Consider the following 18,608-nt stretch of genomic DNA (forward strand, 5'->3'; position numbering starts at 1 on the left):
TCTGAATCTGAGGGAACCGCCGCACGGAAGACCTCGCACGCTCCACACCGGAAGCCCCACGACCTCCCCCGTGGGCCCGGAGTCGGTCGCATGCATGAGCGCAGACTGGGCAGCAGTTCTAATGCGCGCCGACGTCCGACCCCCAAGCCTCACACACCGTCACCTCGGCAGGCAGGGCTTGCCTATGCGCGTTCGATGCAACGACTGCGACCATGACGCGGCCGCTGAGATCGGTCCACGCGTTCCGGGGCGCGCTCAACGGCACGAGAAGGATCCGGACAGCACTGGGAAAATGGGGGCCAAGTGGTGCGCAGGTGGTGCGCGCCCGCCTGAATCGGTGCGCGAACGCCCGTCAGATCCAGACCTGGCCGGGCCTATGGGGCGGGGTGGACGCGGTGTGCGCGGTGGACACGGGCGAGGACGAGCACCGTGTCGTCGTCGGGCGGGCGGGGCAGCAGACTGGCCAGCATGCGGTCCGCCACTGCCTCCAAGTCACCGGAGTCGCAGGATAGTTCAGCGCGTACCGCGTCCAGGCCCTCTTCGATGTCCCGGCCGCGGGCCTCGATGAGGCCGTCGGTGTACAGGGCGAGGACGTCACCCTCGGCGAGGTCGGTCTCGGTGGTCGCGAAGGGCTGGCCGCCCACCCCGAGGGGGACGCCCAGGACATCGCTGATCGTCTCGACCGTGCCGTCCGGGTGCCGTACCAGGGGCGGGGGATGCCCGGCGCTGGCGATGAGGGCGCGCCCGGTGGCGGGGTCGTACAGGATGTAGAGACAGGTCGCCAGCTCGATGCCGGCTTCCTGGGCACAGACGTCGAGCTCCGCGAGTAGGTCGCCCGGTTCCTGGTTGTGCCGGGAGAGCGCCTTGGCTGTGATGCGCAGCCGTCCCATGGCGGCGGCGGCCGGCACACCGTGCCCCATGACGTCACCGACGACCAGAGCGACCCGGCCGCCGGGCAGGCTGATCACGTCGTACCAGTCGCCGCCGACCTCGGTGATGTGGCTGCCGGGCACATAGCGGTGAGCGACCTCCGCATAGGGGCTGGTCGCCAGGGCGCTGGGCAGCAGCGCGCGCTGGAGGGTGAGCGCGATGTCGTGCACCCGGCTGTAGAGGCGCGCGTTGTCCAAGCAGAGCGCGGCGCGCGAGGCGAGCTCACCGGCCAGGCCGTGGTCCTGCTCGGTGAAGGCGGGACGGGCTGCCGAGCGGCCGAACATGGCGAAGCCCTGGACCGTGCCCCGGGCGATGAGCGGGGCGAGGAGAATGCAGGTCAGGCCGCTGTCTCTCAGCAACTGGGCGCGGTCCTGGTGCAGGACGGTCCGGGTCACGAACTCGTCGTCCACCTGGACGGAGACGACGCTGCCCGTTCCCAGCATCCGGTGGATCGCGGAACCGGTCGGGTAGGTCACGTGCTCCAGTCCGCTCACGAGCTCGGTGGCGGGCGGAGGCAGGATGGTGCCGGAGGCGATCCGGCGGGTGATCAGTGGGCGTTCCGGGTCGAACACCTCGGGCTCGTCCATCCACTCCACGACTTCCACCACGGAGGCGTCGGCGAAGTCTGGCACCGCGGCGTCGACCAGTTCTCGGGCGGTGACGTTCACGTCCAGGGTGGTGCCGATGGTGGCCGCGGCTCGGTTCAGCAGGGCCAGCCGCCGGCGGCCGGCGGTCGCCTCCATGATCGCCTGCTCGCGGTCGGTCACGTCCACCACCAGGCCGCCCAGGCCCGGCCGGCTGCCGACCGCCCCGCTGAGGGGGAAGAAGCTCACGGACCGTACTTGATCGCGGTCCGGGTGCCCCGGCGTGCGGACCCCCACCAGCGCGCCCACCACCGGCCGGCCCTCCTCGGCGACCGCCCGCAGCATCCGCTGGTACTCGTCGCCGTCCGAGGGGATCATGATCTCGTCCATACGCCGGCCGAGGTGATCGGCTATGGGCATTCCGTCCATGTCGGCGAGCGCCTGGTTGAGGTGGACGTAGCGCAGGTCCTCGTCCAGCATGACCAGACCGATGGGACAGGTCTCGAAGAGGGAGTCGAGGAAGGCCAGATTGGTCTTCACCCGGTCGAGCTGGTCGCTCCGGCTGGCCAGCGCCATGATCACGGACGACCCTTCCGCTCCGGTCACCGGAAACACCCGGAAACCGCAGTCGAAGACCGTGCCGTCCCGATGCCGTGCCCGCAGTCGGCCGCGCCAGTATCCGAGCGTGCGGCCTCGCTCTGCCAGCGACATCGCGGAGTCGGAGGCGTCCTGGGGCGGACCCGCGAAGAGGACGTCGGCCGGCCGGGACAGCACTCCCGCCGGGTCGTGCCCGAAGAGGTCGTGCGCTCCGGGCCCCCAGTAACAGATCCGGTCGTCCTCGTCGATGCCGAAGACCGCGACCCGGACATGTTCCAGCAGTGTCCCGGGCTCGGACCAGAGCGGACCGGGAGCCTTCTCGCCCCCCGACCGACCTGACGGCACCAGCGGCCCCTTCCACGCGTGCCACGGCTGGTCCGAGTCCGCGCGGACGGCACGCCGGGCACGCGGCTCAGGCCCTCTGCCTCCATTGTGCGGACATCGGGCGGCTGCGTCCCTCCGGACCGCCCCGGCCGCGCCCGAGGCTCCTGTCCACGCCGCGTGCGGCGACGGGGCGACAGCTGACCGTTTTCGCCCGATGACCTGGAGTGCGTGTACCCGAACCGCTGACCGTCGCCGTCGTCCAGCCCGCCTGCGCCGACCAGGACGTCGCGGCCAACGCCGCCGCCGAGGCGGAAGTGATCACGACAACCGGGGTCAGGCTGGTGGTCTTCCCCGAGGTGTCCCTGACCGGTTGGGTCACCGCTCCCTCGGCCGGACCGGAGGGCTCCCAGCCGGGTCGGCTACTGTCCGCGTGCCGGGCATACGAGCGAGACGGCGCTGGTCGGTCCTGACTCTGGCTCCGTGGCTTCGGCGCCGACTCATATCGGTGATCGGCTTCGATTAATGCTGAGCTGGACTCTGCTGGCACGGCTGGAGAAGCATCCGCACGCCCTCCTGAGAATGCCCCGCTCGACAGGCAACGCGCCCCACGATGGGGCGGCCGTCGAGGCGTGCGGATGTGGCCGCCAAAGTCGGGTGTCCAGGGCGCTGGTCTCAGGGGGCCGGTCCGCTGATCCACGGATCCCGTCAGCGCAGGGTGGCGTAGACGATGAGGTTGTCCACGGGGTGGCCCTGGGCGTCGAATGCGCCGTCGCATGTGATCAGGCGCAGGACACGGCCCTTGCTCTCGCCGTAAACCTTGGCCGTGGGAAAGGCGTTCTTGCTGACTGTTTCGGTCCCGGTGACGGTGAAGTGCGCTGTCTTTCCTTGCTTGTTACGTACGGCGATGTCCGCGCCCTTGGCGATGTCTTCGAGGTCATGGAAGACGGCCTTGCCGAGACGGGTGCTGTTGTGTCCGATGATGACGGCGGGCCCGGGTTCGCCGGGGACGGGACCGCCCGTGTACCAGCCGGCGGTCATACCCTTCTCCTCGGGCGGGACCTCGACGGTGCCGTCCGCGTTGAGACCCAGCCGCATCAGGGAACTGCTCACCCCGATGGAGGGGATGGTGACCTGGGCGGGAGCCGATGTCGTCGTCTTGTCGTCCGCCGTGGTCGCGTCCGGGTTGTCGGCGGCAGCGGAGGCCCTGGAGGGAGATCCCACCTCGCCAGCGGCTCCGCCCTCCGCCGGGTCGGATGAGCAACTCGTGAGGGCGGCGACGATCAGGCAGGCGGTCGCCGGCAAGGTGACGGTCCGGCGTATGGCTTGCTGTGTACGGGACATGGTGGCTCCAGGACGATGGGGGGAGGGAGGGTGGCAGGAACGAGCAGTGGCGCCGCCCGCGGAAGGGCGGCGCCACTGCGGCGGATCAGTTGTTGCGGTGGGCGGCGGTGCGGCGGCGCATCACGACGGTGCCCGCGCCCGCGAGCAGGACCGCGCCGATGGCGGTCCCGTACATGGAGGTGGTGTCGCTCCCGTTACCGGCGGTGCGCTCGCCGGCGGCGACACCGCCACGGGGTACCACGGTGGGCGGCTCCGAGGCGGACTCCGAGGCGGGCTCCGGGACGGCGCTGGGCTTGTCGCCTGCGGCGACGCCGCCCCGGGGCATCGGCTCGTCGGCCACGGTGGGCACCGCGCTGGGTGCCGGCCGCTCGACGCCGGGCGCCTCCGGCTTGGGCGTGGGTGTGGGCGTGGCGTCGGACGCGAAGGCCGCGGTGGACGGGACGAGCACCGCGGCGGCCGCGACAGCGGCGAAGAGTGCGGTACGCAGGGTCGCACGGTGGGACATGGATGACTCCGATTCCAGCTCGGCGTTGGTGGTGCCTGGATGCCGGTTCGCATCAGGCGCCGGGCATGCCGACAGACTGGAGTGAAGTTATGAGGAACCTGTCAGAACGCTGTGGTCATAGCAACAGGTCTGCTGCACCGGTGCCTCCGGCCGGCAGCCGCAGCGTGAAGAAGGAACCTTCTCCGACGTTACTGACAGCGCTCGCCGTGCCGCCATGGGCTTCGACGAGCTTACGGACGATCGCCAGCCCCAATCCGCTGCCGCCACTGCGCCGGTTACGGGACTTCTCGGCCCGCCAGAAGCGCTCGAAGACGTACGGGAGATCCTCCGGAGCGATGCCGCTGCCGGTGTCGGCGACCTCCAGAGCCACCCATCGCCCGTCTTCCCCGGACCCGGCCCCGGACCCCGACCCGGACCCAGTGGCATACGCGCGCAGCGTTACACGGCCGCCCGCAGGGGTGTGACGTACGGCGTTGGAGACCAGGTTGCCGACCGCCTGCCGCAATCGGACCGGATCGGCGGTGACGGTCAGAGCCGGACCTTCCGAGGCCGAAGCGGTCACCGTCAGGCACACCCCCGAGGCGTCGGCCCGCGCCTGGTGCGCCGCCGCGACATGGCTGAGCAGCTCCTCGACCCGTACCGCCGCCTCGGGATGCACACGCAGTGCTCCCGCGTCGGCGGCCGACAGGTCCTGGAGGTCGTCGATGATGTGCTGCAGCTGCAACGCCTCCTCCAGGAGTGAGGAGATGAAGGCCGCGTCGGGATCGGCGATGCCGTCCTGCGCCCCTTCCAGCCAGCCCCGGATGTTGCTCAGCGGGGTACGCAGTTCGTGCGCGACGTCGCTGACCATCACCTTGCGCTGTTGCTCGAGGCGCGTGCGGTGCGCGGACATGTCGTTGAAGGCCGCGGCCAACCGCCCTATCTCGTTGTCCGCGGTGACCAGCACCGGCGCGGTGTCCTCACCGTCCCGCATGCGCTGGGCGGCGCCCGTGAGCGCGTGCAACGGCCGTACGAGCCGTGCCCCGGCGAGCACGGAGGCACCCACGGTGAGAGCGAGGACGAGGGCCGCGACACCCGCGATCTTTGCGGTGTTGCCGGGGGAGATGTCGAAACCCGGGACGGTGGCGTCGCCCGGGTCGCCGATGAACAGCAGTGCGGGGGAGGCGACGTAGGAACTCAGCTGCTCGCGGCGTGCGGTGCCGACGCAGGAGGCAATGGCCCGGTCCGCATCCCCGTTGAGGGCGCTCGGACGCTCGGTCGGGGCGGCGGCCCGTTCCTCGCTGTCACGACGGGTGCTCGGTGCGGGCACCGGTTGCGGGATCGCGACGCTCGGGGCAGGACTCGACTCGGGCACCGCACCCCAGGCGAGATCCAGGTTGAGCGTCACGCCCTCCCGGCCCTGGCGGTCCAGACACGCGTCGGCCAGCTTGTTGAGCTCGCCGAGTGCTTTCCTCTCGGTCGCGGTCGGCTCGTCCAGCACACCCCCACCGCACCGGGTGCCCTGCGTACGGTCGGGATCGTTGCCCACGACCTGGATGCGCGGACGCCCGCTCGGCCCCTGGACGACGTCGGCGGCGATCCCGTTCTCGCTGAGGCATTCCACGGCCCGGTCGGCGGCGCGCTTCAATGTCGTACGTTCGGCGGTGGGAAGCCGGAACGGCCCGACGGCGCGCGGGTCGACACGGTCGGCGGAGGCGCCGACCGCGGTGATGCCCGTGGCGCCGACGCCGGTGCCGGCGGCACCGGTCGGCCCCGCCGACACGGCGGTGTCCACGGACAGGGGGTCGACGACGGCCGAGGCCTGCGGCGGGAGGGCCGACGCTTGCGGGGTTGCCTGGCCGGCCGTGTCCGCCGTGTCCGCCGAGTCGGTGATGAGGTCCCGGTTCTGGGTGGTCAGCGTTATCCGGCGGCCGGATTCGTCCGCGAGCTGGCGTACGGTCGCCTCTACGTCGTCCCACTTGGGATGCCCGGCCGCGTAACCCAGCAGTGTGTTGTAGATCCGGGTGTCCGCGGTGAGGTTCCGGCCCTGCTCCTGCTTGATCGCCCCGGACGTGGTCTGCACGGCCAGCCAGGCGGTGGCGGCCACCGAACACGCGGCGACGAGCGCCGATACGGCCAGCAGCCGGCCGAGCAGACTCTTGCGGAGCGGCAGCCTGTGCCCGCTGTTCTCACTGTTCTTGCTGTTCTTGCAGTTCTCAGTGCGCCGACGCACGCGGGGCGCCCTTCGTGGGGTCCGTCAGCTTGTAGCCGATACCGAAGACGGTGAGCAGCCGGACCGGCCGCCGCGGCGAGGGCTCGGTCTTCTTCCGCAGATTCATGACGTGCACGTCGACAGTGCGGTCGCTGATGTACCGGCCGAAGCCGTGGAGTTCTTCCAGCAGTTGCTGCCGGGTGAAGACACGTTCGGGTTCGGCGGCCATCGCAGCGAGGATTCGGAACTCACCCGGCGTGCACTCGATGTGCCCGCCGCCGACCGACACCTCGTGCCGGACAGGGTCCACAACGAGGGTCCCGACCCGCAGCACGTGATCGTCAGCCGGCTCCCGGCTCCGGTGGGTGCGCCGCAGGAGCGTACGGACCCGTGCCATCAGCTCGCGTGGACTGTACGGCTTGGTCATGTAGTCGTCGGCGCCCAGGTCCAGTCCGAGCAGCAGGTCGTCCTCGGTGGTCCGGGCGGTGAGCATGAGGACGGGCAACTCACGCGACTCGGCACGTAGTACACGTACGACATCCAGTCCGTCGGCCCGCGGCATCATCACGTCCAGGACGAGCAGGTCGGGAGCATGGTGCCGGACCTGCTCGAGTGCTGCGAGGCCGTCCCCGACGACCGTGACCGCGTGCCCTTCGCGTTCCAGGTAGCGGCGGACGAGTTCGGCCTGCTTCGCGTCGCCTTCCGCGACTATCACGTTTGCGCACACACGGACGATCGTAGACCGTGCGTGTTGGCCAGGGCCGGGGCATGAGGGCCGGTTCGAGCAAGCGGAAGGCGTGAGGGGCCTGTTCCTTTGAGGACCGACGCGATCTCGGGATTGCGGCGACCCGCGGGCGTGAACTCCTGGATGTGGCGGAACAGTACGCGGGGGGGCATAGCGCCGAGCGGCGCACGCCCCGACTGAAAGCGGCCGGCAGAGTCGCGGCCCGATTCGAGTGGATCTTGTGGATTGCGGACGAGCTCGCGGTCGATGAGCGTGAGCAGCTCGCCGCCGCTCTGGCCTGGTCTGGCATCGTGGTGGACCACATCCCGACAACGCCCGCTCTATGCTGGCGACATGGTCGACATAGCTCTTTCAGCGCTGGAAGTCGCGACGGTCCAAACGGGCGCCCGAGCCGTGGATACCCTGCGGGACACCGCGGCCTTTGCACAGGAACTGGAACGGCTCGGCTACCACCGGATCTGGTACGCCGAGCACCACCACTCGCCCGCGATCGGCGCGTTCCCGCCAGTCGTGTTGACCGCGCACTCCGCCGCTTCGACCTCGGTCATTCGTGTCGGTTCGGGCGGAGTACTGGCCCCCAACCACGCACCCATCACGCTGGCGGAGCAGTTCGGAACGCTGGCCGCCTTGCACCGGGACCGCATCGACATGGGCATCGGCCGCGGTCCTGGCACCTTTGACGAGGCGACCGCACGGGCACTTCGCCGCGGAGTCGCACCAGCGACGGATGCGGAGTACGAGGGCGACGTAGCCGCGATCCTGTCCTTTCTGGTCGACGAAGTCGCACTTGACCCGCTGCCGGAGCCATGGCTGCTGGCCTCCAGCACCGCAGGTGCCGCTCTGGCCGCGAAACTCGGCCTGCCGATCGCCATCGCACACCACATCCGACCGGACAACACCCTCGCGGCACTCGAACGTTACCGGGGGGCGTTCACCCCATCCCGTTGGTGCGAGCAACCTCGGGTGCTGTTGTGCGTGGAGGCGGTGTGTGCCGACACGGAGGAAGAAGCCGCGTGGCGAGTCGGACCGATGGAAGTCATCAAAGCCGGGCTCCTCAAAGGATTGAGTGAGACCCCCTTTCCCACACCCGCGGAGGCGGCCGGCCACCCCTTCACGGCGCAGGAGCGAGAGGCGCTGGCCGGCTTCCGTGCACAGCAAGCCGTCGGGACACCCAAGACCGTCGTACACCGGCTCACAGAACTGGTTGGTGAGACCGGAGCAGACGAACTGATGCTGACGACACCCGTGTACGACCTTCGCGACCGCATTCACTCCTACGAACTCATCAAGAAATACTCCGAGGCCATGACAGCACCGTAGGAAGCTGGGACTGGCCCCGCCACGGCCTGCACCCGCTGACCTGGCTTGACCGGCCGACCGGAGAGCCAGGTCCCTTCCGGACGGCACCCGCCGACCGGCCCGGACCAGGAGGAACATCAGCGCCCACATGGCGGCCAGTGCTCCGATGACGTACCAGAGACTCCCGGCGAAGGCAGTTTTTATCGCGGGGCCGCGGGGCCCACCTGAAGCTGGTCGAAGAGGACCACGGTGGTCAGGGCAGTGCCGAGCGCGATGCCGAGCTGTGTTGAGGTGTTGAAGAGGCCAGAGGCGGAGCCGGCGTGGTCGTGGGCCACCTTGCCCAAGGTGAGGTCGGCGAGCGCGGCGCCGACCATGCCCAGGCCCAGGCCCAGGCCGACGGTGAGCATCGGGGCCGTGGTGAGCACGATCCCCATGCCGGCTCCGTCGGTGGTGATGACGTGGTGGTCAGCGCGTCTGGGGAGGGCGAGCCTCGGTCAGGGCCCACAGGCGCTTTTCGATGGTCGGGTGTTCCATGAAGGACTCGGGCAGGTCCAGGCCCACGCTGTAGATCGGCACTCGGCGGTGTCCCTCCCATGGGGCTGGGCAGAAGGCCAAGCCTGCGGGGGGCCGAGAACGGGTTGGACATCGAACACGGATGCCAGGCATTGTTCGGTCTGATCGGCAGTCATGCTCTGCACGACCAGGCGCTCGTGCTCTCTGTCCGGGCTCGCATACCTGGCTCTCGCCGACGGCCGTTGAATCAGACGCAGAGCACCAATGGTCCAGCCCTTCGGGTGAGGAAAAGCAGAATGCCCCTGGAAATCGTTCTGAGCCCTCGTGACGAGAGCATGCGATCCGAGTTGGCCGAGGCACAGGGATGGGGTGCCTACGTTTCGCAGCTGCGCAGTGCGATCGGAATGATGATCGAGGCCAGCCGTACGGAGACCCTCGAAGTCGGTGCTTTGTACGTCGGCCAGCCGCTGCCTGACGGCAACGGGAGGCTCCGCAACGGCGTGGAGGTCGATCCCGCGGAAGCGCTGAATCTTGTTGTCGGGATGGCGGCGGGGGACGGCCCCTACTGCAGCCTCGCCGGGGCGGGGATTCGCATCGAGACGGGATGGGACGGCGCCATACACCTCTCCGTGAGACCGGAAGTCACCGTGGATTTGGATGGGCTCCGCAGCCGTGATCTGAGCATCGGTTGGTGCACCGTGGACCCCGAGCCGACCGAGGTGTCGACACTTGTCGATACCGCCGCGGACAGCGAATTCTGGGCTGCGGTACGTGCCGGCCTCGGGGAGGAGGTGACCCTGCTGTGCGAGCGCTGGGCGCACGGGGCTTTCGGCTACCGTTGGTTTCGGTTGAACTCACAGAATTGCTCGGAGGTAGCGCAGGCCGTCTCGCCCCGGTCCCTGCTCTGCGTTGTGGCCGACCCGGACCTGCGGCTCCGAGCAGATCTGCTGGATGACGGCTTCACCGCCTTCGAGGCTCCGCTAGTACCGGGGCAACTGGCCTACTGTGCCTATTCGTTCGGCGCCGACTGTCTCGCCGAAGTGACGGCCGAGGGCTATGCGTTCATGCTCAGCGACTCGGTACTCTCCCAGTTGTGCGCCGTGGTACCGGACGCCGACGGAGTGGTCAGAGGGCAATGGGAGGACTTCGGGGAGTAGATCCCTGGGGCTCATGCTTCGGGAGCGAGCCACAGGCATCCCGCTCGACGTGAACCTCCCGGTCGTCTGCGCCTGGCCATACCAGTCCTCTCCCTTTGGTCCGCGGAGCACGGTGTGGCGGGCTCGAGGTACCGCCAAGTGCGCGAACCGGTCGGCTGGAAGCACAGCTGCGCCGCGAACCAGAACGGTCCGGGCCGAATCTGTGGTCAGCCGGCGTCCGGCAGACCCCGCAGGTCCGGGAGTTCCGGCACGTTGAACAGTCGTTGCGCCCGCCGGCCGTTCTCGAGACGAAGGGCGGTCCCCCATGGCCACGGGTCCTCTGGTTCGAGGTGGGGGCAGACGAGGCGGTGGACGATCCGGCACACGGCGCCGGGTGTGGGTTCGGCGTCCCACAGGTTCCAGGCGACGCCGTCCGGGGTGATGAACCAGCGTCGGCGGGGTGGCAGGTGATGGGCAGGGACGGCACTGCGGGGCTCTAGGAACACCCAACTGCCGGGGTAGAGGGTTGGGTAGCGGTCTTGGGGCAGGTCGCAGTGTTCACAGGTGGCGGGTGCGGGTGGCCCGGGGGCAGTGGCCCCTTCGAGCATCGCTTGCACCTCCGGGTCTGAGCAGTGGCGTCCGGGCTGGTGGTCAGGGCTGTCCGGGCAGGGCTGAGCGTTTCCTGTGTCCCCCATAACGTCAGGGTCCGGGCATGTACGGGCGGCGGGTAGGGCGCGATCCGGCCGGTACCGGCGAGGCCATTGCTGCCTGGTGCGCTACCAGACGCCCCACGGTGCTCCTGGTGGCGCGACACCCACAACTCACCCGGCCGGAACCGAGCTGGAAGAGACCACTTTTCGGCCCCGACAGTCCGGCGGCCCATCCTTGCCGCCGCCGTCAACTCGTAAGGGCGTACGAGCCGTCGGTGTCGGCGACCGGAACACCGGAACACCGCCTCACCAGTCGTGCAGCACGCCGTTGGGCGTGGGGAGACGGCAGGCAGTGAGGGCCCTGCACTGGGGAGCGTGGGGCCCTCTCGACGCGGCATGGAGGGGGACAGAGAGTGCACTGGCTGGCAGGGGGCTTTCAGCCGGCTGCTGGGGTGAGGAGTTGGCGGAGGTCGATGATCTCGTAGCGTTCGGCTTGGGCTGCGTTGATGATCCTGGGGAGCGCTTGGGCGTCGATGACGATGTCGTCGCCGGTGCTTCCGACGTGCATCTGCAGGATCGCTCCAGGAGTGAAGGCGTCAACTGCCCGCTTGACCGCCTTGGCTACACTCATGCCGCCATACGGGCCGAGGTAGCCGTTGGTGTCGGCGGTGAACTCGATCGCCGCGTAGCCGAGGTCGTTGATGTCGGCGATCGACTCTGCGGTGGTGCTGCTGTAGGGGAAACGGAAGAACGGCAGGGGCTCAGTACCTGACGCGTTACGGATCGCCGCATCCGCGCGACAAACTTCGTCCGAACGCTCCGCGGTGCTGAGATGGTCGAAATAGGGGTGGCTGTAGGAATGGTTGCCGAGGCCGTGTGCGGCAGCCATGGCGCGAACGGCTGCCGGATGGGCGTCGGCGAACTGGCCGGTCGGGAAGAAGGTGGCGGGTACCTTCCGCCGCCGCAACTCGGCCAGGACGGTGTCGATCCCGCTTTCGTCCCATGCGGCATTGAAGGTGAGTGCCATGACTCTTCCGGACGTGGGCATCAGGCGGATCTCATCGCCGAGGAGTGCATCCGGCAGGCGAGGGCCCTCGTGCTCTCCAGGCATAGTGGCCGGCCCCGCGAGAAGGGCACCCGGGGGCTGCACCGTGCGCTCCGCCGCTACAGCGCGGCAACGCGGGGCGAGCCCCGCGGCCACCAGCGATGCCAACGCAGCGCGTCGTCCCATCTCCACTACGGTCACTCCCTTTCCATGGCGCCTGTCATCGCAGCACGGCGTACCGTCGCCGCCGGTGAAGACGATCACGTACTCGGCGCGGGCCGGGCCACGGCCCTTTTGGCCGGTAAAGCCCGCGGTACGAGGTCGGACACAACGGCGGGTGGAGAAGTCCGCCAGACGCGGGGCGTTGTGGGCGGGCGAGGGGGCGCGGCCGACACAAGCAGTGCTGCCGCCGCCAAGCTCCGTCGTGTCACGGGCTGACAACGAGCTCCGGGTCCTTGCGGACACGGGGGATGCTCCGCCCGTCTCTCACAATGGCGCAGAGTCCGGCACTCGCCTGAGGCTCTCCTGCGGGTCGTGATCGTTGCGCGACGTTGAAGATGAACACGTACTCGACGGTGTCAGTGGAGTCGAAGTGATGTGAATGGAGCCCGGCAGCCGGTGGGCCGCCGGGCTCTTGGTGTTGGTGTGGCGGCTCATGTTGCTCAGTTGGCAGGAGATGGGCAGGCCAGAGCTGTCCGCCGAGGGCGCGGGAAGCGAACTCCCACTGCGACACGGTGGAGACGGCCGGCCACCGGCTGGCGGCCGCCTCGGCGGCCATCGTCACGGACAGCACGGCATCGGCGACCAGCAATCGGGTCGGATCGAGGGGGACCGGGTCATCGGCGAATGCAACCAGGGCGACGGCGAAGAACCGCGGACACCTCCGCTCCGTTGCCCCGGCGGCCCCCAACGCCGTCGACAGGCACGGTGTCCTAGGGATCGATCTGGTGTGGTGTGACGTGAAGTGATGGAGGTTCGTTGAGCCTCGGGACCCGTTCTGTAGCTGCTGCCCGGTTGCGGCGGCGGGGACGCGTGTCGGCAGTGATGGCGCACTGCGAGTCTGCGGGCTGGGTCAGTCGTCGAGGCGGGTCGTGCCGAGCCGGCTGACCATGGCCGGGTCGCGGTGGTCGAAGAACAGCGACGTACCGGTGTCCAGGGTGGTGATCCGGGACATCTGGTCCTCGGTGAGCCGGAAGTCGAAGACGTCGACGCGCTGTTTCGGCGGAGGTGGAAGGCCGGGCGTTCGGCAACTGTCTCGCGCCACATGCCCAGCCCTGGAGAACTCGCTCACCGAGGCGCTAATTCGTCGTACGGGATTCCGATCCGCCGTACCCTGCCGCTTCCGCATCCGTTGTGGACCTGGGGCAACGGGACCGGATGCGGCCCACCGGACCCCGCGAGATCGACACTTCGCAATGGTCTGCGCCATGAACCCATCGCACCTTGAACAGTGCCGACGGGACTGGGCGATTCCCCTTGACCGAGCTACGGCTGGCGGTGGAGACCACGCGATCACCAGCCACCAGGCCATCCCGCAAGCAAGGCGGGCTGGTGACGAGACGACCGACGGCACCGCCCAGTACAACCAGGACACCCACCCGAGTCTGGTTCGTCGGCGACCTCGCCAAGACCGACCGCGTCCTATGTCGGCGGGCTGCCGCCGCTGTGGCAGTCGACCCCCGGGTGACCCGGTGGAACGGGCAGTCACTGTCCAGCGGCCGGCTCGCACAGGTCTACGGATTCACCCGTCCTGGTCGAAAATGCTGCGGTTGGACCTGGCGGTGGCACCGACCAGCGAGGTGCGGGCAGGTTGACGAAGTGAGCTCGGCGCAGGGCCGCGTGGCGTCGTAACAACGAAAGGCATTGCAGTGGCAGAACAATTCGCAACCGTCGACGACTACATCGCCTCGTTCCCCCAGGACGTGCGGGGCATCCTCGAACGAGTCCGGCGCACGATTCACGAGGCGGCGCCGGAGGGCGTGGGCGAGAAGATCAGTTACGGGATTCCGGCGGTCACGCTCAATGGTCGGAACCTCGTGTACTTCGCTGGTTGGAAGCAGCACGTCAGCGTCTATCCCGTGCCCGAGGGCGACAGAGAATTCCAGCGGGACATCCAACCGTACCGGTCAGGCAAGGGGACGCTGAAGTTCCCGCTGAACGAGCCCGTGCCCTATACCCTCATCACGCGCGTGGTCGAGCATCTTGTGGCAGAGAGGCCGTGATCCGTTTCATGTCAGGCTCTGGGCCTGGCACGCATTCCTAACGCACTGAACACCACCCGCACCATGCAGTTCCGCATCAATGCCTGGCCGGTCCTTGCCTCCCTGCTCCACCCACTGCGTCAGGGCCTGCACGCCTCGCTGGAAGGCCAACTGCGCTTTACCCGGGCCCTTTGCCGTACTGACTGTCGCTCCGTACTCGCGCACGCTCTTCGCCGGCAGCAACGGCGCACCCTGACAGTGCGGCGCGGGCGCAATGCCACCCCTGATTCTGGACGATCGGCCCCACCCTGTGGTGGAACGGCCGCATCATCGGCGCCTGGGCCACGCCAAGACGGTGCCCTCCGCTGACGCCTGCTGGAAGACATCGGCCAGGACGGCAGCACCGCCGTCGAACGCAGGCCGCCCGCCTGCAGGACCTCCTCGCCGGCACACCCATCACCCCCCGCTTTCGCACACCCCTGGAACGCCACCTCGCCCCCACCTGACTGGCGCAGCTGAGAGCGGGTCTGGCCACGCGAGGCGGACTGCTGGGCCCGCGTACGTGCGAAGGTGCCGTGGGCCCAGCAATCTTAACTCTGCCAGTTCCGTCAGGAGGCCGACTCACCGTACGAACGTGGTTGCGGAAGGTGACCTGACTGGGCAGACGGGGGGCCCGCATCCGACCATTGCTCAGCGTTCCGCGGTGTGGACCGGGACGGGGCGGCGCTGCTGGCGCCTTGGACTCGTCTCGGACTGCGCGTGCGACAGCGAGCGGAAGGGACGGGGACCCAGAGCCCCAAGCCCTACTTGGTGCTGCCGGCGCAAGGTGGCGGGCTTCGCCGGTCCGGCGCGGCGGTATTCCGGGTCGCCTGGCCATAGAGCCTGGGGCTCGTTCCCGCTCGCCCGGGGGATTGCCGACGCTGCCATCCAGTCCGTGGAACGCCTCTTACACCATCGCCCTACCCGTGAGTAACATGCGCCCACTGCCCGGCACCACACGCCCGCCTCCCCGCGGCGCCAAGGAGCAAGTCGATGTCGTACCAACACCCCTTCCCGGACCCACCCCCCTCCCGCAACGCCTGGAGGGACGCAGCCGCGCAGACCTGGGACGCGCCGCCGCCGCTGTATGAAGACCACCGCGAGCAGCAGCACCCGCACAGCCCTCACGGTGACCTCGACGCGCTCCACTCCGGATACCGCAAGTTGCGCCGCGTCTCGACGTTCACCGCACTCGCGTACTTCGTCCTCTTCCTCATCCTCTCGGCCTTCACACCCGGGCTGATGACCAGCGAGATCACCGGCGGGCTCAACATCGGCCTGGTGCTCGGGCTCTGCCAGCTGCCGGTGGCGCTCGCGGCTATCGCCCTGTACGAGCGCATCGCACGCGACCGCGTCGACCCGCTGTCGGCGACCATCCGGGAGCAGACCCTGCAAGCGGCACAGGAAACCCGCGGTCCCCGGCTCCGCGGCCGCTCCCGGGCGGATGTCCCCGCGTACCCCGTGGGGCAAGGGCAGTGGCAGTGGCCGGACGGGCCCATGGGAGGCGGCCGGTCATGACCGAGTTCAGCTCCGACGCCCAGACCATGTCGCTGGTCGCGTTCATAGCGGTCATCACGGTCACACTGCTGGTGTGCGTGATGACCGGGCCCGATCACGAGGACCTGGGCGAGTTCTACACCGGCTACCGCTCGCTGTCGCCCGTACAGAGTGGCCTTGCCATCGCCGGTGACTACATCTCGGCCGGCACCGTGCTCGGCACCATCGGCATCATCGCGCTCCTTGGTTTCGACGGCATCACGCTCACCCTGAGCACCGTGCTGTCGCTGGTCCTGATGATGTTTCTGCTCGCCGAACCTCTGCGCAACGCCAGCCGGTTCACGATGGGCGATATCTTCACCCACCGTGCCCCCGGCCCCTTCGTGCGGATCATCGCCTCCATGGTCACCCTGGCCGCGCTGCTGCCGCTGGTGATCTTCCAGCTCGCGGGCGCGGGTGATCTGCTCGCCGTCGTCCTCGGTTTCCACGGCGACGGGTTCAAGACCGGGGCGATCGTGTTCCTCGGCCTGCTGATGATCGCGTACGCGGCGATTGGCGGGATGAAGGGCACCGCGTTCATCCAGATCGTCAAGACCGTCGTCCTGCTCGGCGCGGCCACCGCCATCGCGGTGCTCGTCCTCAATCGGTTCGACTTCAGCCTGCCCGTGCTGCTGGATGCCGCCAAGAAGGGGAGCGGGGCGGGAGACGCGTATCTCGCCTCCGGGCTGCAGTTCGGCGGCGACGATTTCGACATGATCGGCACACAGTTGACGGTTGTGATGGGCGCGGCGGTGCTGCCGCACATCACGATGCGCATGTTCAGTTCGCGCAGTGCGACAGCCGTGCGGCGCTCGCTGTCCTGGGCCGTTTCGACTGTCGTCGTGACCTGCCTGCTGCTTGCCGTGATCGGCTTCGGCGCGGCCGCGATTGTCGGGCACGAAGGTCTTGTCGCCGGTGACCCACAAGGCCAGACGGCGTTCCTGATGGTCAGCCAGGCCCTCATCGGTACGGATCCGAACACGGTGGAGACACTGCTGTTCACGGCGGTGGCCACGGCGATCTTCCTCACCCTGCTTGCCTCGGTCGCCGGGATCACGCTCGCCTGCGCCAACACACTGGCGCACGACCTCATCGCGCACGGGCTGCGCCAGGCGGCCCTGAAGCACTCCACGGAGATGGCCATCGCCCGGGCCGCCGCGGCGGGCGTAGGGCTCATCGCGATCGCCTTCGCGGCCGGTGCCCGGCACCTGAACCTTCAGGCACTCCTGACCCTGTCCTTCTGCGTCGGCGCATCCGCGATCGCCCCGGCGCTCGTCTACAGCCTTTTCTGGCGCCGCTATACTCGCACGGGCCTGCTCGCCACCCTGATCGTGGGCACCGCCGCCAGCATCATCCTGACGGCGGGCAGCAACCTGGTGTCCGGATCACCGCAGTCCATCTTCCCTGACCAGGACTTCAACTGGTTCCCGTTCACGACGAGCGGCATTGTCTCCGTCCCGCTCGGCTTCCTGGCCGGCTGGCTCGCCACGGTCCTCTACGGCCGGGACGCGGCCGACCAGCGCCGCCGCTACGAAGAGCTGGAACCGACGATCCTGGCCGGCACACCGGCGACGGCGGGCGGCAACGCTTCCTGAGCCCGCTACCCCCGCACCGGAAGGGCGCCCGGCGCGTCAGGAGGCCGGGCGCCCATTCACAGTCTTCAGCGACGCGTCACGAATGCTCAGCAAGGATGCAGAGCAAGGAAACCCGTCGAGAAGGCTGGGGCGCAGGCGCTGCTCAAGGCGGCAAAAAGCGGCCAGGCTCGAGACATTCGCGGACCATGCCGTGTTGGGTCTCCGCGGACAACAGAGCATGAGAAGGCCCCAAAACTAGTGACCTGAGTCGGAGATTCGTCGGCAGTAAGCGGCGACCTTGTCGAGGATTTCGTCGGCGGTCTTCGTCCAGATGAAGGGCCTCGGTTGGTCGTTCCAGTCGGCGAGCCAGGCCCGGATGTCTCGTTCGAGGGCCTGGACGGAGCGGTGGACACCTCGCTTGAGTTTCTTCTGCGTGAGCTCGGCGAACCATCGCTCCACCAGGTTCAGCCAGGACGAACTCGTCGGCGTGAAGTGCAGGTGGAAGCGCGGGTGTGCCAGAAGCCACTGCTTCACCGCGGGCGTCTTGTGGGTGACGTAGTTGTCGAGAATCAGATGCACGTCGAGGCCGGCGGGCACTTCCTTGTCGAGCTTGGCCAGGAACTTCTTGAACTCCACGGCCCGGTGCCGCCGGTGGAGGGAGCCGATCACTTTGCCGGTGGCGACTTCCAGAGCGGCGAACAGGGTGGTGGTGCCGGCCCGGACATAGTCGTGGCTGCGGCGTTCGGGAACGCCGGGCACCATCGGCAACACGGGCTGGGACCGGTCCAGGGCCTGGATCTGCGACTTCTCGTCCACGCAGAGGACCAGGGCCTTCTCCGGCGGGTCGAGGTAGAGGCCCACGACGTCACGGACCTTGTCGATGAACAGCGGATCCGTGGACAGCTTGAAGGTCTGCGACCGGTGCGGAGCCAGCGCGAACGCCCGCCAGATCCGCGAGATCGCCGACTGTGACATTCCCGTGGCCGCCGCCATCGACCTGGTCGACCAGTGTGTCGCGTTCTTCGGCTTCTCCTCCAGCGTCTTGACGATGACCCGCTCGACATCCGCGTCGGTGATCTTCCGCGGAACACCGGGCCGTGGCTCGTCAGACAGGCCGTCCAGACCGCGTTCCAGGAAACGCCGCCGCCAGGTGCGGACCGTGTCCGCAGTGATACCCAGCCGGCGTGACACCTCCATGATCGAGTGCCCCTCGGCGCACTCCAGCACGATCCGCGACCGCTGGGCCAGAGCCTGGGCCGTCGTACGCCGACGCACCCAGCCCTCCAGAACAGCCCGCTGGGCATCGGTCACTGACAACGGCGGAATCTTCGGACCCGGACGACTCATACCAAACCAACGACGAATCTCCGACTCAGGTCACTAGCGGTGGTTTGTTAG

General features: G+C 68.6%; 16 protein-coding genes and 1 pseudogene. 7 read left to right on the forward strand and 10 right to left on the reverse strand.

Translation table 11 applies throughout. The features are described from left to right. Positions 1–374: 374 nt before the first annotated feature. Positions 375–2,456 (reverse strand): SpoIIE family protein phosphatase, encoded by a 2,082-nt coding sequence (locus J7E89_RS39725; RefSeq protein WP_214981324.1) that lies wholly within the window; start codon positions 2,454–2,456, stop codon positions 375–377. A 203-nt stretch (positions 2,457–2,659) separates the two neighbouring features. Here J7E89_RS39725 and J7E89_RS39730 point away from each other — a divergent pair, with 203 nt between their 5' ends. Then, positions 2,660–2,905 carry a hypothetical protein gene (locus J7E89_RS39730; protein WP_214981325.1) on the forward strand — a complete coding sequence of 82 codons (246 nt, stop codon included), beginning with the start codon at positions 2,660–2,662 and terminating at the stop codon, positions 2,903–2,905. A gap of 235 nt (positions 2,906–3,140) precedes the next feature. On the opposite strand, the gene J7E89_RS39735 is transcribed toward J7E89_RS39730, so the two are convergent. The 4 genes from J7E89_RS39735 to J7E89_RS39750 form a co-directional block, all read right to left on the reverse strand. Further along, a complete protein-coding gene (locus tag J7E89_RS39735) occupies positions 3,141–3,776 on the reverse strand; it encodes a class F sortase (protein ID WP_214981327.1) in 636 nt (211 codons plus the stop codon). An 85-nt stretch (positions 3,777–3,861) separates the two neighbouring features. Next, positions 3,862–4,281, reverse strand: a complete 420-nt coding sequence (locus tag J7E89_RS39740; protein ID WP_214981328.1) for a hypothetical protein — start codon at positions 4,279–4,281, stop codon at positions 3,862–3,864. A gap of 115 nt (positions 4,282–4,396) precedes the next feature. Further along, a complete protein-coding gene (locus J7E89_RS39745) occupies positions 4,397–6,493 on the reverse strand; it encodes an ATP-binding protein (RefSeq protein WP_214981329.1) in 2,097 nt (698 codons plus the stop codon). Continuing rightward, positions 6,477–7,199, reverse strand: a complete 723-nt coding sequence (locus tag J7E89_RS39750) for a response regulator transcription factor (protein WP_214981330.1) — start codon at positions 7,197–7,199, stop codon at positions 6,477–6,479. Before J7E89_RS39750 ends, J7E89_RS39745 begins: the two co-directional genes overlap by 17 nt. 351 nt (positions 7,200–7,550) lie before the next feature. On the opposite strand from J7E89_RS39750, the gene J7E89_RS39755 reads away from it, so the two are divergent. After that, a complete protein-coding gene (locus J7E89_RS39755; RefSeq protein WP_214981331.1) occupies positions 7,551–8,537 on the forward strand; it encodes an LLM class flavin-dependent oxidoreductase in 987 nt (328 codons plus the stop codon). Positions 8,538–8,716: 179 nt separating this feature from the next. Here the strand turns inward: J7E89_RS39755 and J7E89_RS39760 are convergent, their stop codons facing one another. Continuing rightward, entirely contained in the window at positions 8,717–8,950 is a 234-nt protein-coding gene (locus J7E89_RS39760) for a hypothetical protein (protein WP_214981332.1), read from the reverse strand. A gap of 375 nt (positions 8,951–9,325) precedes the next feature. On the opposite strand from J7E89_RS39760, the gene J7E89_RS39765 reads away from it, so the two are divergent. Further along, positions 9,326–10,186 (forward strand): hypothetical protein, encoded by an 861-nt coding sequence (locus tag J7E89_RS39765; protein ID WP_214981333.1) that lies wholly within the window; start codon positions 9,326–9,328, stop codon positions 10,184–10,186. Positions 10,187–10,392: 206 nt separating this feature from the next. On the opposite strand, the gene J7E89_RS39770 is transcribed toward J7E89_RS39765, so the two are convergent. From J7E89_RS39770 to J7E89_RS39780, 3 genes are all read right to left on the reverse strand, one after another. After that, the gene (locus J7E89_RS39770; RefSeq protein WP_308315772.1) at positions 10,393–10,860 is read right to left on the reverse strand and encodes a DUF6083 domain-containing protein; all 468 of its coding nucleotides are present in this window, start codon (positions 10,858–10,860) and stop codon (positions 10,393–10,395) included. Positions 10,861–11,251: 391 nt separating this feature from the next. Next, positions 11,252–11,926: a polysaccharide deacetylase family protein gene (locus tag J7E89_RS39775; RefSeq protein ID WP_374196996.1), complete on the reverse strand. Its 675-nt coding sequence runs from the start codon at positions 11,924–11,926 to the stop codon at positions 11,252–11,254. A gap of 1,006 nt (positions 11,927–12,932) precedes the next feature. Beyond that, positions 12,933–13,124 carry a hypothetical protein gene (locus J7E89_RS39780; protein ID WP_308315773.1) on the reverse strand — a complete coding sequence of 64 codons (192 nt, stop codon included), beginning with the start codon at positions 13,122–13,124 and terminating at the stop codon, positions 12,933–12,935. Positions 13,125–13,510: 386 nt separating this feature from the next. Between J7E89_RS39780 and J7E89_RS42595 the strand changes: the two are divergent. The 4 genes and pseudogenes from J7E89_RS42595 to J7E89_RS39795 form a co-directional block, all read left to right on the forward strand. Next, positions 13,511–13,711: pseudogene (locus J7E89_RS42595) on the forward strand (hypothetical protein); the annotation flags it as partial. 17 nt (positions 13,712–13,728) lie between these two features. Beyond that, positions 13,729–14,082 (forward strand): DUF1801 domain-containing protein, encoded by a 354-nt coding sequence (locus tag J7E89_RS39785; RefSeq protein WP_214981337.1) that lies wholly within the window; start codon positions 13,729–13,731, stop codon positions 14,080–14,082. Between the two features lie 1,011 nt (positions 14,083–15,093). Continuing rightward, complete coding sequence (locus tag J7E89_RS39790) at positions 15,094–15,618, forward strand: DUF485 domain-containing protein (RefSeq protein WP_214981340.1); 525 nt, start codon at positions 15,094–15,096, stop codon at positions 15,616–15,618. Further along, positions 15,615–17,231, forward strand: coding sequence for a cation acetate symporter (locus tag J7E89_RS39795; RefSeq protein WP_214981342.1), 1,617 nt, complete (start codon positions 15,615–15,617; stop codon positions 17,229–17,231). The genes J7E89_RS39790 and J7E89_RS39795 overlap by 4 nt, the downstream gene beginning before the upstream one ends. A 234-nt stretch (positions 17,232–17,465) precedes the next feature. On the opposite strand, the gene J7E89_RS39800 is transcribed toward J7E89_RS39795, so the two are convergent. Continuing rightward, a complete protein-coding gene (locus tag J7E89_RS39800; protein WP_214981344.1) occupies positions 17,466–18,557 on the reverse strand; it encodes an IS630 family transposase in 1,092 nt (363 codons plus the stop codon). Positions 18,558–18,608 lie beyond the last annotated feature (51 nt).

The sequence above is a fragment of the Streptomyces sp. ISL-100 genome, assembly GCF_018614615.1.
Classification (GTDB): Bacteria; Actinomycetota; Actinomycetes; order Streptomycetales; family Streptomycetaceae; genus Streptomyces.

Excerpts from the sequence above, each read along its gene's own strand:
- J7E89_RS39775 (WP_374196996.1), bottom strand. The coding sequence starts at position 11,926 with ATGCCTGGAGAGCACGAGGGCCCTCGCCTGCCGGATGCACTCCTCGGC.
- J7E89_RS39795 (WP_214981342.1), top strand. The coding sequence starts at position 15,615 with ATGACCGAGTTCAGCTCCGACGCCCAGACCATGTCGCTGGTCGCGTTC.
- J7E89_RS39740 (WP_214981328.1), bottom strand. The coding sequence starts at position 4,281 with ATGTCCCACCGTGCGACCCTGCGTACCGCACTCTTCGCCGCTGTCGCG.
- J7E89_RS39765 (WP_214981333.1), top strand. The coding sequence starts at position 9,326 with ATGCCCCTGGAAATCGTTCTGAGCCCTCGTGACGAGAGCATGCGATCC.
- J7E89_RS39755 (WP_214981331.1), top strand. The coding sequence starts at position 7,551 with ATGGTCGACATAGCTCTTTCAGCGCTGGAAGTCGCGACGGTCCAAACG.
- J7E89_RS39800 (WP_214981344.1), bottom strand. The coding sequence starts at position 18,557 with ATGAGTCGTCCGGGTCCGAAGATTCCGCCGTTGTCAGTGACCGATGCC.
- J7E89_RS39760 (WP_214981332.1), bottom strand. The coding sequence starts at position 8,950 with ATGGGGATCGTGCTCACCACGGCCCCGATGCTCACCGTCGGCCTGGGC.
- J7E89_RS39735 (WP_214981327.1), bottom strand. The coding sequence starts at position 3,776 with ATGTCCCGTACACAGCAAGCCATACGCCGGACCGTCACCTTGCCGGCG.
- J7E89_RS39770 (WP_308315772.1), bottom strand. The coding sequence starts at position 10,860 with ATGGGGGACACAGGAAACGCTCAGCCCTGCCCGGACAGCCCTGACCAC.
- J7E89_RS39790 (WP_214981340.1), top strand. The coding sequence starts at position 15,094 with ATGTCGTACCAACACCCCTTCCCGGACCCACCCCCCTCCCGCAACGCC.